This is a genomic window from Halorubrum sp. C191 (assembly GCF_002727095.1).
In the GTDB taxonomy this organism is placed as follows: domain Archaea; phylum Halobacteriota; class Halobacteria; order Halobacteriales; family Haloferacaceae; genus Halorubrum; species Halorubrum ezzemoulense.
Window position 1 is genome coordinate 89,638 of the sequence record NZ_NHNZ01000174.1, and the last position, 15,190, is coordinate 104,827.

At 71.6% G+C, this 15,190-nt stretch carries 14 protein-coding genes; 10 read left to right on the forward strand and 4 right to left on the reverse strand.

The window, feature by feature from the left end; translation table 11 throughout:
* Positions 1 to 88 precede the first annotated feature (88 nt).
* Positions 89 to 1,060: a sugar phosphate isomerase/epimerase gene (locus tag Z052_RS15830; RefSeq protein WP_094520887.1), complete on the forward strand. Its 972-nt coding sequence runs from the start codon at positions 89 to 91 to the stop codon at positions 1,058 to 1,060.
* Positions 1,061 to 1,076: 16 nt separating this feature from the next.
* A complete protein-coding gene (locus Z052_RS15835) occupies positions 1,077 to 2,210 on the forward strand; it encodes a Gfo/Idh/MocA family protein (RefSeq protein WP_094520888.1) in 1,134 nt (377 codons plus the stop codon).
* Between the two features lie 45 nt (positions 2,211 to 2,255).
* Here the strand turns inward: Z052_RS15835 and Z052_RS15840 are convergent, their stop codons facing one another.
* A complete protein-coding gene (locus Z052_RS15840; RefSeq protein ID WP_049930779.1) occupies positions 2,256 to 2,723 on the reverse strand; it encodes a type IV pilin in 468 nt (155 codons plus the stop codon).
* A 202-nt stretch (positions 2,724 to 2,925) separates the two neighbouring features.
* On the opposite strand from Z052_RS15840, the gene Z052_RS15845 reads away from it, so the two are divergent.
* On the forward strand, positions 2,926 to 3,537 hold the full coding sequence (locus Z052_RS15845; RefSeq protein WP_089308614.1) for a YIP1 family protein: 612 nt from the start codon (positions 2,926 to 2,928) through the stop codon (positions 3,535 to 3,537).
* Positions 3,538 to 3,645: 108 nt separating this feature from the next.
* The gene (locus Z052_RS15850; protein ID WP_094520889.1) at positions 3,646 to 5,835 is read left to right on the forward strand and encodes a DHH family phosphoesterase; all 2,190 of its coding nucleotides are present in this window, start codon (positions 3,646 to 3,648) and stop codon (positions 5,833 to 5,835) included.
* 36 nt (positions 5,836 to 5,871) lie between these two features.
* On the opposite strand, the gene fer is transcribed toward Z052_RS15850, so the two are convergent.
* A complete protein-coding gene (gene fer, locus Z052_RS15855) occupies positions 5,872 to 6,525 on the reverse strand; it encodes a ferredoxin Fer (protein ID WP_049930784.1) in 654 nt (217 codons plus the stop codon).
* A gap of 153 nt (positions 6,526 to 6,678) precedes the next feature.
* Between fer and fen the strand changes: the two genes are divergently transcribed.
* The 4 genes from fen to gcvPB all read left to right on the forward strand — a co-directional run bounded on the left by fen (position 6,679) and on the right by gcvPB (position 11,133).
* Entirely contained in the window at positions 6,679 to 7,656 is a 978-nt protein-coding gene (fen, locus tag Z052_RS15860; protein WP_094520890.1) for a flap endonuclease-1, read from the forward strand.
* A gap of 197 nt (positions 7,657 to 7,853) precedes the next feature.
* Positions 7,854 to 8,237, forward strand: coding sequence for a glycine cleavage system protein GcvH (gcvH, locus tag Z052_RS15865; RefSeq protein WP_089308611.1), 384 nt, complete (start codon positions 7,854 to 7,856; stop codon positions 8,235 to 8,237).
* Between the two features lie 137 nt (positions 8,238 to 8,374).
* A complete protein-coding gene (gcvPA, locus tag Z052_RS15870; protein ID WP_049930787.1) occupies positions 8,375 to 9,703 on the forward strand; it encodes an aminomethyl-transferring glycine dehydrogenase subunit GcvPA in 1,329 nt (442 codons plus the stop codon).
* Positions 9,703 to 11,133, forward strand: coding sequence for an aminomethyl-transferring glycine dehydrogenase subunit GcvPB (gene gcvPB / locus Z052_RS15875; protein WP_094520891.1), 1,431 nt, complete (start codon positions 9,703 to 9,705; stop codon positions 11,131 to 11,133). The genes gcvPA and gcvPB overlap by 1 nt, the downstream gene beginning before the upstream one ends.
* Before the next feature lie 69 nt (positions 11,134 to 11,202).
* Here the strand turns inward: gcvPB and Z052_RS15880 are convergent, their stop codons facing one another.
* Positions 11,203 to 11,949, reverse strand: a complete 747-nt coding sequence (locus Z052_RS15880; RefSeq protein WP_086216448.1) for a helix-turn-helix domain-containing protein — start codon at positions 11,947 to 11,949, stop codon at positions 11,203 to 11,205.
* Positions 11,950 to 12,216: 267 nt separating this feature from the next.
* Between Z052_RS15880 and Z052_RS15885 the strand changes: the two genes are divergently transcribed.
* Entirely contained in the window at positions 12,217 to 13,455 is a 1,239-nt protein-coding gene (locus Z052_RS15885) for a threonine synthase (RefSeq protein ID WP_094520892.1), read from the forward strand.
* A gap of 36 nt (positions 13,456 to 13,491) precedes the next feature.
* Here the strand turns inward: Z052_RS15885 and Z052_RS15890 are convergent, their stop codons facing one another.
* Complete coding sequence (locus Z052_RS15890; protein ID WP_094520893.1) at positions 13,492 to 13,968, reverse strand: cupin domain-containing protein; 477 nt, start codon at positions 13,966 to 13,968, stop codon at positions 13,492 to 13,494.
* Positions 13,969 to 14,123: 155 nt separating this feature from the next.
* On the opposite strand from Z052_RS15890, the gene Z052_RS15895 reads away from it, so the two are divergent.
* Positions 14,124 to 15,050, forward strand: coding sequence for an NADP-dependent phosphogluconate dehydrogenase (locus Z052_RS15895; RefSeq protein WP_094520894.1), 927 nt, complete (start codon positions 14,124 to 14,126; stop codon positions 15,048 to 15,050).
* Positions 15,051 to 15,190: the final 140 nt, after the last annotated feature.

The window sequence follows — 15,190 nt, forward strand, 5'->3', positions numbered from 1 at the left end:
TCGCCGACGCGCGCCGGCCGCGGCGGCCGAGCGCCCCCGCGGCGGCGCTTCCTGAACACTTATTCGTGACGTTCGTGTAGCCTCAACCATGGACATCGGCGTGTTGACGGTCCCACTGGGCGGCGAACCGCTCGACGACGCGGCCGCGTACCTCGACGGCATCGGCGTCGACGCCGTCGAACTCGGTGTCGGCGGCTGGCCCGGCGAGGACCACGTCGACCGCGAAGCGCTCCTCGACGACCCGGCCGGGAGAGAGGAGCTGCTCTCGCTGCTCGACGACCGCGGGCTGCGGATCTCGGCGCTGGCGACGCACAACAACCCGCTCCACCCCAGCGAGGAGCGGGCCGCGGCGGCCGACCGCGAGCTGCGCGAGGCGATCGAGTTAGCCGACCTGCTCGGCGTCGACACGGTCACCTGCTTCTCCGGGCTCCCGGCGGGCGCGCCCGGCGACTCGACGCCAAACTGGGTCACGGCGCCGTGGCCGACCCAACACGCCGACGCGCTCGACTACCAGTGGGACGAGGTCGCGATCCCGTACTGGCGCGACGTGGGGGCCCACGCCGACCACCACGGGGTCGACGTGGCTATCGAGATGCACCCGAACATGCTGGTCTACGAGCCGACCGGACTGGTCGCGCTGCGGGAGGCGACGAACGACCGGATCGGCGCCAACTTCGATCCCTCGCACCTCTACTGGCAGGGGATCGACGTGACGGAGGCGATCCGGTTCCTCGGCGAGCGCGACGCGATCCACCACGTCCACGCGAAGGATACGAAGGTGTACGAGGCCGAGAGCCGCGTGAAGGGCGTGCTCGACACGACGAGCTATGCCGACACCGCAGACCGCTCGTGGCTGTTCCGTTCGATCGGCTACGGCCACGGCGAGGAACACTGGAAGGACGTGGTCTCGACGCTCCGGCTGGTCGACTACGAGGGCGCGCTCTCCATCGAACACGAGGACGCGCTCACCTCCTCGCGCGAGGGATTAGAGAAGGCGGTCGACGTGTTGGACCGGGCGGTGTTCGAGACGGAACCGGGCGACGCGTACTGGGCGGAGTGAGGCGGGGGAGGATCCGATGACACGAGAACCACTGAAGATCGGCGTACTGGGGTATCGCTTCATGGGCAGGGCGCACGCGAACGCCATGGCGCGGCTCCCGATGTTCTTTCCGGACGCGCCCGAAATCGAGCGGCACACGCTCGTCGGGCGCGACGAGGCGGCGCTCGCGGACGCGGCCGACCGGTTCGGCTTCGCGCACACCGCGACCGACTGGGAGGCTGCGATAGACGAGGTGGACGTCTTCTACAACCTCGGACCGAACCACGTCCACGCCGAGCCGTCTATCGCGGCCCTTGAGGCCGGGGTGCCGGTGCTCTGTGAGAAGCCGCTCGCGCCGACGCTGGAGGAGGCGGCAGCGATGCGCGACGCGGCGGCCGCGACCGACGTGACCAGCGGCACCGCGTTCAACTATCGGTTCGTCCCCGCGATCCGCCACGCGAAGCGGCTGATCGAGGACGGCGCGCTGGGCGAGATCCGGCAGGTCCGCGGGCGCTACCTCCAGGACTGGCTCGTCGACCCCGAGGCGCCGTGGGCGTGGCGGATGGACGCCGATATGGCGGGATCGGGCGCACTCGGCGACCTCGGCGCGCACACGCTCGACCTCGCGCGGTTTCTCGTCGGCGACCGCGTCGGCGAGTTCGAGCGCGTCTCTGGACAGTTGACGACGTTCGTCGACGAGCGCCCCGTCCACGACGAGGACGGCGGGGTCGCCGAGTACCGCGACGTGACCGTCGACGACGCGTACAGCGCGCAGGTCGAGTACGAGTCGGGCGCGACCGGAACCTTCGAGGCGAGCCGGGTCGCCGAGGGGCACAAGAACGACCACACAATCGCGGTCCACGGGACAAAGGGGAGCCTGAAGTTCTCCTTAGAGCGGCTCAACGAGTTAGAGGTGCTGCGCGAGGGGAACCGCGGCTACGAGACGGTGTTGGTCACCGAGGAGTCGGACCCGTACGTCGACCGTTGGTGGCCCCCCGGCCACGTGATCGGGTGGGAGCACACGTTCGTCCATGAGAACTACGAGTTCCTCTCGGCGGTCGCCGAGGGCGAGTCGTTCGAGCCGTCGTTCGCGGACGGCTACGAGGTCCAGCGCGTGCTCGCGGCGATCGAGCGGGCCGATGAGCGCGGCGAGCGTGTTCCGGTCGAGTGAGGGCTCCGCCTCAGCGTTGAGCGCGACCTCGACACCGAACCGACCTCAGACTCCGACGCCGCCGCCCGGCGTGCTGCCGCCGTTCTCCTCGCTCCACTCCTCTATCGCGGAGTCCTCGCCGTTGTACCTTCCGAGCGTCTCCCGGGTGTCGAACGCGACCGGCTCCCAGACGACCTCGAAGTTCTCGTTGCCGGTCGCGTTCGGGACTGGGACCCGATCGCCCGGCCGGACGACGCCGTCGCCGGGCCACGCGCCGAACTGGACGTTCCCGTCCGGGTCCTCGCCGCGGACGTACAGCTCCTCGGCCGGGACCGGCTCGGGCCCGAGCGCGACGACGACGAGCTCGCCGCCCTCCTGTCGACCCTCGAACTCGGCGTCGGGCGGGGCGACGCCGTCGATGAGGCCGAACACCGCCGCGCCGACGATGGCGAGCAGCAGCACGACGACCCCGACGAGCAGTCCGGTCCCCGCCAGCGGGGTGAACCCTCGCTCGTCGTCTCGGAACGCCACCATTCGGCTGTCACTCCGACACCGCCGATATAAGGGTTTGCGCACCGCGTATCAGCCCTGATAAGAATGAGGCGGTGTGGGGCCCGGCTCGGGACGGACGCGTGGCTGAACCAGCCACCGACGCGGGGTCGAACTGCCCACCGACTCGGGATCGAACCGGAAACGGGTTATTCCGCGCGGCCGAACTCCGACCGTGACGACTCGGATGAGCGACTCGGCGGGCGGACGCCCCCGCGGTCCGCGAGGGATCGCGCGCACCTGGATCGAGGTCCTCGTTCGTCCGCGGCGGGCGTTCGCGAACGGGATCACGCCCGGGGACCAGGCCCCGGCGCTGACGTTCGCGGTCGCGGTCGCCGCCGCGTTCACGCTCGGCCTGATCGCGACCGACTCTGGAGCGGTGCCCGTCGTCGTCCCCTCCTCGCGGCTCCTCTCGGACCTCGTCGTCTTCCTCGTCGCGGTCGCGCTGGCGGCGCCGGTCGGCCTCCACCTGACCGCCGCGGTCGCGACCGTCTCCGTCGTGGTCGCGAGCGTCGAGGTCGCCGACGGGAGCTTCTCGCTGCGCGACCGCGGCGGCGTGAGCGAGACGGTCCAGGTCGTCGCGTACGCGAGTTCGCCGATGGCGCTGGCCGGCCCGGCGATACCCGAACTCAGAGTCCTCTGCGGCGCGTACGCGGCGGTGCTGCTGTTCGTCGGGTTCCGCGCGGTTCACGGGCTGGGCGCGGTCCGGACGGTTGCGGCCGCGATCCCGCCCGCCGCGCTCGGGTACGGCGTCGGCTACCGCGTCGTGGCGGCGGGACGGACGCTGCTCGGCGCCTGACGCGTCGGGCCGTCGCGGCGTGACGACCGCGAACCCGCCGCGCTCCGATCGAGTCGCCGAGCCGGCTTTCGACAACCGTTTTAGGCCCGAGACTCTCGGTGTACTCAAATGGGATCCTGTATCATCTGTGGCACCGACGTCGGGGGCGGTCGCGTCTGCGACTCGCACCAAGAAGACGTCGCGTTCGACTTCCGCGGCGACTCTCCCGACGATCTGGTTCCGAGCCGCTTCTACCGGGGCGTCGTCGACGGATACGCCGAGTTCGGCGTGTTCGTCGACCTCGCGCCGGGCGTCACCGGACTGCTCCACCGCTCCGAGCTCGACCGTCGCCTCGACAGCCTCGACTGGGAGCCGGGCGACGACGTGTTCGTCCAAGTGAAAGGCGTCCGCGACAACGGGAACGTCGACCTCGGCTGGTCGATTCGACAGGCCGACCGCGAGTTCCGCGGCGTCCTCGTACAAGAGCCCTCCGGCGAGCACCTCCCCGACGAGGCGTCGGGCGACGACGTCGAAGAGTCCGAAGCCGACGACGACGCTGGCGCCGCGGAGTCCGCAGACGAGGACGAGACGGAAGCCGACGCGGAACCCGAGGCGCCGAGCGAGGAGGCCGAAGAGGCCGATGCGGAGCCGAGTGAGTCCCAATCGACGGACGCTCCTGAAGCGGATGCGGCCGCGGACGAGGGCGTCGGATCGGACGACGCGGACGCGTCGGAGGAGCCCGCGTCCGAGACGACCGCAGAAGACGAGGTGTCCGCGGAGACAGCCACGGACGAGTCTGACGTGGACGAACCGGAGCCCGAGCGCGTGTCGATCACGTCGCTCGGCGACGCGATCGGAGACTCGGTCCGGATCGAGGGCGAGGTCGTCGGCGTCCGCCAGACCGGCGGCCCGACGGTGTTCGAGGTCAGCGACGCGACGGGCGCCGTCGACGTGGCCGCGTTCGTCGAGCCCGGCGTCCGGGCGCACCCGGACGTGGAGGTCGGCGACGCGGTGCGGGTCGACGGGGAGGTCGAGAGCCACCGCGGCGACGTTCAGGTCGAGTCCGAGGCGCTCGTCCTCCTCGACGGCGAGGACGCCGAAACGGTCCGCCGCCGCCTCGCCGAGGCCCTCACAGACGAGGCGCGCCCCGAGGGGCTCCAGCCGCTGGCCGGCGACGAGACCGTCGCCGAGCTCGCTGACGACCTGCTCGACGCCGCTGAGGCGGTCCGCCGCGCGGTCCTCGAATCGCGCCCGATCGTCGTGCGCCACCCGGCGACCGCCGACGGCTACGTCGCGGGCGCCGCGGTCGAGCGCGCCGTCCTCCCGCTGATCCGCGACGAGCACGCGAAGAGCGACGCGGAGTACCACTACTTCACCCGCCGCCCGCTCGACGAGCCGGTGTACGGGATGGACGCGGCCACCAACGACGCGACGCGGATGCTCCAAGACCGCGACCGCCACGACGAGAAGCTCCCGCTCTTCCTCCTCGTCGGCGCCGGATCGACGACCGAGTCCGCCGACGGCATCGACCTGCTGTCGGTGTACGGGGTCGACGCGGTCGTCGTCGACGCCGCGGTCGCCGACCCCGAGACGCGGGACGCGGTCGACACGCTCGTCTCGCCGGAGCTGGCCGACGCCGACGGCGACGAGACGCTCTCGACGGGCGCGCTCGTCGCCTCGCTCGCGTCGGCGATCAACGACGGGGTCCGCGCCGACCTGCGACACTTGCCGGCCGTGAGCTACTGGGCGGACGCCCCCGATCGGTACGTCGACATCGCGCGCGACGCGGGCTACGACGCCGAGCGCGTCGCCGAGCTCCGCGAGGCGGTCGCGCTGGAGGCGTACTACCAGTCGTACCAGGACAAGCGTGAGCTGATCGCCGACCTCCTGTTCTCGGACGGCGGCGACCTCGCGGCGCACGTCTCCGAGCAGTTCCGGGAGAAGCTGGAGGCCGAGGTCGAGACCGCGGACGCGAACGTCGTGACCGAGGCGGTCGACGGCGTCGAGTTCGCCCTGCTCGACACCGACGGCTACACCCACCGGTACGACTTCCCGCCGACGCCCCTCCTCCTCGACGACCTCCACCGGCGCCGCGCCGACGGCGAGCCGTTCGCGACGGTCGGCGTCGGCACCGACGAGCTGTACGTGCGCACGACCGCGGACGTCTCCGTCCGCGACGTTGCCGACCGCGCGGCCGAGCTCGCGCCGGGCGCGGACATCGCCACCGCCGGCGTCCGCGAGGGGAAGATAGAGTTCCTCTCCGGCGAGCGCGACGCGGTCGAGGACGCCGTCGTCGCCGCCGTCTCCGAGTCGTTCTGAGGCGTCACGCGGTCAGCTTTTTCGGACGCGGCGGAGTCAGCGACGCGTGAACGGCCCGGGCGGGAGGATGAGGTCGTCGAGCTCGGGACGCTGTTTCACGTTGAACACGACCGACAGCTCGTCGGTCAGCGGGTAACCGTTACAGGAGAGCCGGAACCCCCGCTCGGCGAGGTCGTCGGGCATGATGTGGTCGGTCGGCTGCGAGAGCTCGCCCTCGGCGAGGTACACCGCGCAGTTCGCGCAGGCGCCGCCGCGACAGGAGAAGGGCCACGCGAAGCCGCTGCGCTCGGCCGCCTCAAGCAGACTCTCGTCCGCGTGGACGAGCAGGCGACCGTGGGCGTCGGGGCCGAGGTCGGCGTGGGCGGCCTTCCGGAACAGCTCGTCGTCCTCGAGCGACCAGCCGTAGTCGACGACCGCCTCGTAGTCGAGGAACTCGACGCGGGTCGACCGCGGCTCGCGCGCGTCGTCGCCCTCGGTGAGGTCGACGTCAGCCGGGTCGGTCCCGTCGCCCGCGTCGCCGTTCCCGTCGCGTTCGGACAGCTCGCGGTAGGCTCGGCGGACGAGCTGGAACTCCTCGATCGAGCCGCCCTGGTCCGGGTGCGCACGCTTCACGCGCTCGCGATAGGCCCGTTCGACCGCCTCGTCGTCGGCGTCCTCGTCGACCTCCAACACCTCGAACGGGGAAACCATTCAGACGCCTCGCCGTACGCGCGTGACGCACATAAACTGCCCAGAAGTCGGCAGGCGGATCGCGGCGGGAGCCGAAGCGACTGCGGGCCGCGAACCGCCGCCGGTCCCCCCGACCCGTCAGCGTTTAACAGCGACGCGCCCCACTGACGGGTAATGGGAAACGCCGACTTGCGCGACCTCGCGTCGATCCGCGACGCGCCCTTCGCGGAGATCGAGGGGGGCGTCGTCGCCGTCGACGCGCACAACTGGCTGTACCGGTACCTCACGACGACGGTGAAGTGGACAAGCGACGAGAAGTACACCACCGCCGACGGCGTCGAGGTCGCGAACCTGATCGGGGTCGTTCAGGGGCTTCCGAAGTTCTTCGAGCACGACCTGATCCCGGTGATGGTGTTCGACGGCGCGGTCACCGACCTGAAGGCCGACGAGGTAGCGGAGCGCCGCGAGAAGCGCGAGGCGGCCGAGGAACGCCGGGCAGCCGCCGAGGAGCGCGGGGACGCCGTCGAGGCCGCGCGCTTGGAGGCGCGCACGCAGCGGCTCACGGACACGATACAGGAGACGACCCGCGAGCTGCTGGGACTGCTCGACGTGCCCGTCGTCGAGGCGCCCGCGGAGGGGGAAGCGCAGTGCGCGCACATGGCCGCGACGGGGACGGTGGACCACGCCGGCAGCGAGGACTACGACACGCTGCTGTTCGGCGCGCCGACGACGCTCCGTCAGCTGACGAGCAAGGGCGACCCGGAGCTGATGGACCTGTCGGCGACCCTGGAGGACCTCGGCCTCGACCGGCAGGGGCTCGTCGACGTCGCGATGCTCTGTGGCACCGACTTCAACGAGGGGGTCCGCGGGGTCGGGCCGAAGACGGCGGTGAAGGCGATCGAGGAACACGACGATCTGTGGGGGGTCCTCGACGCCCGGGACGCCGAGATCCCGAACGCCGAGGCGATCCGGGAGCTGTTCATGGACCCGCCGGCCGAGGACATCGCGGTCGACGCCGACGTGAACCCGGACGTCGAGGCCGCCCGCGAGTACGTCGTCGACGAGTGGGGCGTCGCCGCGGGCGAGGTCGAGCGGGGGTTCGAGCGCATCGCCGAGTCGCAGGTCCAGACCGGGCTCGATCGGTGGACCTGACGGGGCGCCGAGGCGGGTGACGGAGGAGCTCGGACGCCGGGGTCGAGGTGGTTCAGACGCCGGGACCGATCCGGCGCTCCGGGCCGCCGTTCCCCGGCTCGACCGCCGCGAACACACCTTTTATTTCCTCGTCGTCAGAAGGATGATTCACACGTGTCGCGGACCGGAACCCGATCGGACCGCGGCGACCCCGACAAATGAGCTTCGACGTTCCCGACGACAGACGGTACTTGGAATCGCACGAGTGGGCGACGACCGGCGGCGACACCGTTCGGATCGGCGTCTCCGACTTCGCGCAGGACGAGCTCGGCGACGTAGTGTTCGTTGAGCTCCCCGAGGTCGGCGACGAGGTCTCCGCCGGCGAGTCGTTCGGCGTCGTCGAGTCGATCAAGGCGGTGTCGGACCTGTACGCGCCCGTCTCGGGCGAGGTCGTCGCGGTCAACGAAGCCCTGTTCGACCGCCCCGAACTCGTCAACGAGGACCCGTACGGCGAGGGGTGGATGCTCGAGGTCGACCCGGCCGAGGGCGGCGACGCCGATGGGACTCTCGACGCCGACGAGTACGACCAGCAGATCGCTTGACCGCGCCGACCCGGATCCGACGACGGACATTCGACACCGCACCCGATCATGACAACGCAACGTTTCGACCGACGAGCCGCGAACCGAGGAGCGAACGACGGCCGGGCGACGGCCCGGGGACGCGGGGGAGCGACCAGATGAGCCGGGCCAACGGCACCCCGTACGCACCGCACACGGACGAGGAGACCGCGGCGATGCTGGCGGCGATCGGCGTCGAGGACGAGGAGGCCCTGTTCGACATCCCCGACCCGGTCGCCTTCGACGGTGACTTCGGCATCGAGCCGCGGACGGAACGCGAGATCCGCGACGAGTGCGCGCGGATCTTCGCGCGCAACGACGACCTCACGGAGTTCCTCGGCCGGGGGCACTACGGTCACTACGTGCCGAGCGTCGTCGACCACCTCGCCGACCGCGCGGAGTTCCTCACGAGCTACACCCAGTACCAGCCGGAGGTGTCGCAGGGGTTCCTCCAGGCGCTCTTCGAGTACCAGTCGATGCTCGTCGAGCTGACCGGGCTCGACGTCGCGAACTGCTCGATGTACGACGCCGCGACCGCGCTCGGCGAGGCCGCGACGCTGGCGGACCGCGTCCGCTCGACATCGGGCGACGTGGTCCTCGTGCCCGAGCAGCTCCGCGAGGGGAAGCGGGCGGTACTGGAGAACTACTGCGACGGCGCCGACATGACCGTCGAGACGTACCCGATGGCGGACGGCACGGCCGACGTCGACGCGCTCGCGGACCGCGCGGGCGACGACGTCGTAATGCTGTACGCCGAGAGCCCGACGGTGCGGGGCTGCCTCGAAGAGCGGCTCGCGGCGATCGGCGACCTCGCCGACGAGACCGGCGCGCTGTTCGCGCTCGGCTCCGACGTCGTCGCGCTGTCGGTGCTCGAATCGCCCGCGTCGGTCGGCGCCGACGTGGTCGTCGGCGAGGCCGGTTCGCTCGGCCTGCCGACCAGCTACGGGATGGGGCTCGGCATCTTCGCCTGCCGCGACGACTTCCTTCGGCAGGTCCCCGGTCGGCTCGTCGGGGCGAGCGAGGACGCGAACGGCGACCGCGCGTACACGCTGACGCTCCAGACGCGCGAGCAGCACATCCGCAAGGAGCGCGCCACATCGAACATCTGTACGAACCAGGCGTGGGTCGCGCTCCGGGCGGCGATCCACGCGGCGACGCTGGGGCCCGACGGCCTCGTCGACCTCGCGAACGACTGCGTCCGCGACGCCGAGGCGCTGGCGGCCCGGATCGAAGGCCTGTCGGGCGCGACCGCCCCCGTCCACGACCGTCACCACTTCCGCGAGTTCGTGGTCCACGTCGACCAGCCGGCCCCGGCGGTCGCCGAGGACCTGGAGGCCGAGGGGTTCGCGGTCCACGCGATCGACGACCACCTGCTTCAGGTGTGCGTCACTGACCTGAACGCGGAACGGACGGACGGGCTCGTCGCGGCCTTCGAGGAGGTGCTCTAATGATCCACGACCAAGCGAACTACGAGCGAGACGGCGAGGATGTCCGGGAGCCGCTGCTCTCGGAGAAGGGGCAAGCGACCGTCGACGTGCGCGAGGACTCCCCGCTGCCGGACGACCTGACCCGCGAGGAGCTGACGCTGCCGAACCCCTCGGAGCCGGAGACGGCGCGCCACTACACCCGGCTCTCGCAGATGAACTGGGCCATCGACGCGGGGCCGTACCCGCTGGGGAGCTGTACGATGAAGTACAACCCCAAGTTCACCGAGGACGTGGCGGCCGACCCGAACGCCGCCGTCCACCCCGACCGCTCCGCGCGCTCCGCGCAGGGGAACCTCGAACTCCAGTACCGGCTCCAGGAGGCGCTCGCCGACGTCGGGGGGATGGACGCCGTCACGCTCCAGCCGCCCGCGGGCGCGGCGGGCGAACTGACGGGGATCCTCGTCACGAAGGCGTATCACGAGCACCACGGCAACGACCGCTCGGAGGTCGTGATCCCGGCGTCGGCCCACGGGACGAACTTCGCGACAGCGGCGACCGCCGGCTACGACGTGGTCGAACTGCCCTCCGGCGAGGACGGGCGCGTCGACCTCGAGGCCTTGGAGGCGGCCGTCGGCGACGACACCGCCGCGCTGATGCTCACGAACCCGAACACGGTGGGCCTCTTCGAGCGCGACATCACCGAGATCGCGGAGATCGTCCACGACGCCGGCGGCTTGCTCTACTACGACGGCGCGAACCTCAACGCGCTGCTCGGCCGCGGCCGCCCCGGCGACATGGGGTTCGACGTGATGCACTACAACGTCCACAAGACGTTCGCGACGCCGCACGGCGGCGGCGGTCCCGGCGCCGGCCCGGTCGGCGTCGTCGACGAACTGGCGCCGTTCCTCCCAACGCCGCGGGTCCGCGAGGCCGAGACGGGGTCGGGGTACGAGCGCTTCGAGCCGGACCGCACGATCGGCCGGGTCCACGGCTTCGCCGGCAACTGGCTCGTGCTGATCAAGGCGTACGCGTACGTCGCCCGCCTGGGCGACGAGGGGCTCGCCGACGCGGCGGCGAAGGCCGTCCTCAACGCGAACTACCTCGCCGAGCGGATCGACCTCGACGTTCCCTTCGGCCCGTTCCACCACGAGTTCGCGGCGACCGCGGGCGACCGCGACGCGGCCGACGTGGCGAAGCGAATGCTCGATTTCGGCGTCCACCCGCCGACGACGAAGTGGCCGGAGATGGTCCCCGAGGCGATGCTAACCGAGCCGACGGAGATCGAGGGGCAGTCCTCGCTCGACGACCTCGCCGAGGCGTTCAACCTCGCGTACGCGGACACCGACGAGGCGCTCGACGCGGCGCCGAACCGGACCGCCGCCGCGCGGATCGACCAGGTCGGCGCCGCGCGGGACCCGCGGCTCTCGTGGCAGGCGCTCGACGGGGAATAGCACACTCGCACACACGCGAACCGACCGGCCGACCCGCGGCCCGGTCGCGCCGAGCCCGTCGACGCAGAACTAGTCGGCGTCGAGCTTGTCGGCGTCGGGCTCGTCGGCCTCAAGCGAGGCCGCCCCGGGGGGCGCGCGCTTCGCCGTTGGCCAGCCCTCGGCGTCCGACGGCGAGTCGAACGGCCCCTCGCCGTCGACGAACCGGCGCATCACCCGTCCCTCGGCGCGGTGGAGCGTCTCGCTGCACGTCGACTTCGCGATCCCGTTCGCCTCGGCCAGCTCCGTGAGCGTACACCGCCGCGGGGTGTCGTAGTAGCCCCTCTCGACCGCCGCGAAGACGAGGTCGCGCTGCGCTTCGGTGAGCGTCCGATCCGGCTCGTCGCCCCCGGTCGCGGCGACGCCGACCGTCACCCCGTCGTCCGCGAGCCGACGCCCGAACGCTTCGATCCGGTCCCGATCGCCGACGACCGTCACCGTGGCGCGGCCGTCGGCGACCTCGACCGTCGACTCGATGGGGAGGCCGACCGCCCGCGCCGCGGGGAGGTAGACGGGGGCGCGGCCGACCACGCGGAGCGTGCGAACGTCGCCGCGGCGCTCGACCGCCGTCACGCGCGCGACGCGCTCGTGGCCCCGGACCATGTTCTCCACGCGGTCCCTGTCGGTGCCGGCGACGCGAACGGTCGCCGCGGTCTCCGGAGCGTCGCCGTCGACGGCGATCGTCTCCGCGATCCGGAGCGTCGCCGCGGGGACGCCCCGCGACGCGTCGGCGAGCCACGACCCGGCCGGGAGGTCCAACCGGAGCACCGTCCGACTCATCGCTTCCACCTCGCTCCACCCCACGGACCCGCCGTCCGGGCGGTCGCTGGTACACGCATCTCCCGTGGGAGTACCGTCCCGACTCCCCTCCGCCTACCGCTTCATACGTTTCGGACCTAAGTACCCCGGGCAGGGACGGGCGGACCGCGGGCCGCCTCGCTCGCCGAAACGTGACCGTCTCGGTCGCCGAAGCGAGGCCGCTTCGGTGGTCGGGCCGACACCGCCGCGACCGCAGCACCGAAGGCCCCGGCGCCCGAGCGCGCTGGCATGGAGACCACGGACGCGTTCGTCGGCCTGACCTGCGTCGACTGTGGGGAGACGTTCGACGCGGAGGCGGCGACCCACCGGTGTCCCGACTGCGACGGCATCCTCGACCCGACGTACGACTACGACCGCGTCGGGCTCCCGCCGGAGACGCTCGACGCCCGCCCCGACGGGTCGATGTGGCGGTACGACGAGCTCCTCCCGTTCCCCGCTGAGACCGCGGTGTCGCTCGGCGAGGGGGCCACCCCGCTCGTGGAGTGTCCCGGGCTGGCGGACGCGATGGGCGTGGGGCGGGTCTTGTTGAAAGACGAGGGCGCGAACCCGACGGGGACGTTCAAAGACCGGGGGCAGGCGGCCGCGATGACGGCGGCGCGCGAGCACGGCGCAAGCGAGGTCGCCCTGAACAGCGCGGGCAACGCGGGGCAGGCGGCAGCGGCGTACGCGGCCCGCGCAGACCTCGACGCGCACGTGTTCCTCCCCTCGCGGGCGGGGTTCACCCAGAAGGCGATGACCGAGGTCCACGGCGCGGACCTGACCGTTACCGACCCGGTGGACGGCAGCTCCCAGATCGGCGACGCCGGAGCAGCGTACGCCGAGGCGATGGCTGATAACCCGGATTGGTACTCGACGAAGACGTTCGTCACGCCGTACCGCCACGAGGGAAAGAAGACGATGGCACTGGAGCTGCTGGCACAGCTCGACTGGGAAACCCCCGAAGCGGTCGTCTACCCGACCGGCGGCGGCGTCGGGCTGGTCGGGATGCACAAGGCCGCCCGGGAGGCGAGAGAGCTGGGGTGGACCGACGAACTGGTCCCGATGTACGCCGCGCAGGCCGCGGGCTGCGCCCCGGTCGTCCGCGCCTACGAGTCCGGGGCGGACCGCCACGAGCCGCTCGCGGACGACGAGGTCGACACTGCGTGCAACGGGATCGCGATCCCGGATCCGGGCGCGAGTCACCTCATCTTGGAGGCGGTCCGCGAGTCCGACGGCGGTGCGGTGGCAACGACCGACCGGGAGATCCTCGACGCCGCGGTCGACGTGGCTCGCACGGAGGGGCTCGAGGTGGGCGCGACCTGCGCGGCCGCCGTCTCGGGGGCGTTCGCGCTCGCGGAATCTGGCGAGTTCGGTCCCGACGACACCGTCGTCCTTTTGAACACCGGCGCGGGCAACAAGGACGTGGACGCGCTGCGCGCGCACCTCGGAGAGCGAGAGGCGGCGGCCGCCGAGCGCGACGGAGTCTGAACTCTCGGGCACCTGAGTTCCCAGTCGCCGGAGCGGCTACATCTCCCAGTAGTCGACCGCGTCGTCGATCTCGTGGTAGCCGGACAAGGAGCGCTCGTCGCGGCCGCCGGGCGGCGACCCGACGAAGACGCCGAACGTCTCCGAATCGGGGTACACCGTCACGTCCGGCTCGGTCATCGTCGACAGCGCGAGGTAGCGCACGGGGTCGTCGCCCTCGTTGACGACGCGGTGCGCGCCCGACTCGTCGGCGGCGAAGGCGACGTAGTCGCCGGCCGCGATCTCTTCCGTCTCTCCCCCGTGGCGGAGCGTGGCCTCGCCCGCGAGGACGTAGAGCGCCTCCTCGTTGGCGGTGTGGTAGTGGTACGGCCACGACTTCGCCCCGGCGGGGAGCTCGTAGAGGCTACAGCCGATCGCCTCGCCGTCGGCCGCTTCGGCCAGTTGCTTCCGGCAGAATCGGGTCCCGCCGCGGTCCGTCTCGCCCCAGTCGAGGTCGCCTTCGTTGACGCGTCCCATGACCCCGGCACTCCGCGGGAGCTAAAAACGGTTCGGGAGACCGCATTCCCGCTCGTCGACGACGGCAGCCCGAGGCCGAGATCGGCTACTGACCCGGGCCCGGGGTCGCCCGGCGAACCGGAACCACTACGGCCGGGCCCCGCCACCCCTCGCGCATGGAACTCGGGGTCATCGGACTCGGGCGGATGGGGCAGATCGTCGCGAACCGGTCGCTGTCGGCGGGCCACGACGTGGTCGCGTTCGACCTCTCGGCGGAGGCGACCGCGGAGGCGGCCGAGAACGGCGTGGAGCCCGCAGATTCGCTCGCGGACCTCTGCGACCGGCTGGACCGGTCCGGCGGCGACGAGGACGCCGGCAAGCGGATCTGGCTGATGGTGCCCGCGGGCGACGCGGTCGACGCCACGCTCGCGGACCTAGAACCGTACCTCGACGGTGACGACGTGGTCGTCGACGGCGGCAACTCCCACTTCGAGGCGTCCACGCGGCGCGCCGCGGATACCGACGCCGCATACCTCGACTGCGGCACCTCCGGCGGCCCCGCGAGCGCGGAGGCGGGCTTCTCGCTGATGGTCGGCGGTCCGGCGTGGGCCTACGAGGCGATGGTACCCGTGTTCGACGCGGTGGCGACCGGACCGGACGGCCACGACCGCATGGGCGAGTCCGGGTCGGGCCACTACGTGAAGATGGTCCACAACGGCGTCGAGTACGCCCTGATGCAGGCGTACGGCGAGGGGTTCGAGCTCCTCGCCGACGGGCGCTACGACCTCGACATGGAGTCGGTGGCGCGCACGTGGAACAACGGCGCGGTGATCCGGTCGTGGCTCTTGGAGCTCTGCGAGGAGGCGTTCCGCGAGGAGGGATCGGAGCTCGGCGACGTGGCGGACCACGTCGCGGGCGGCTCGACGGGGACGTGGACCGTCGAGGAGGCGCTCGAACAGGAGGTCCCGGTGCCGATCATCTACCAGGCGCTCGCGGAGCGGTTCGACTCGCGCAACGAGGGCCGCTTCTCGCGACGGCTCGCGAACCGACTCCGGTACGGGTTCGGTCGCCACGAGGTCGCGCGGCGGTCGGACGAGGAGTGAGGGCGAGCACCCCGCGGACCGCTCGGTCACGGCGCGCTTGAGGACGCTGACTGAGAACCGGGCGCGTTCCGTCCCCGATTATCAGGGCCGGTCACGGCCGAGAAACACTTATGTATGGTCGTGGTAGGTGTTGACACGCA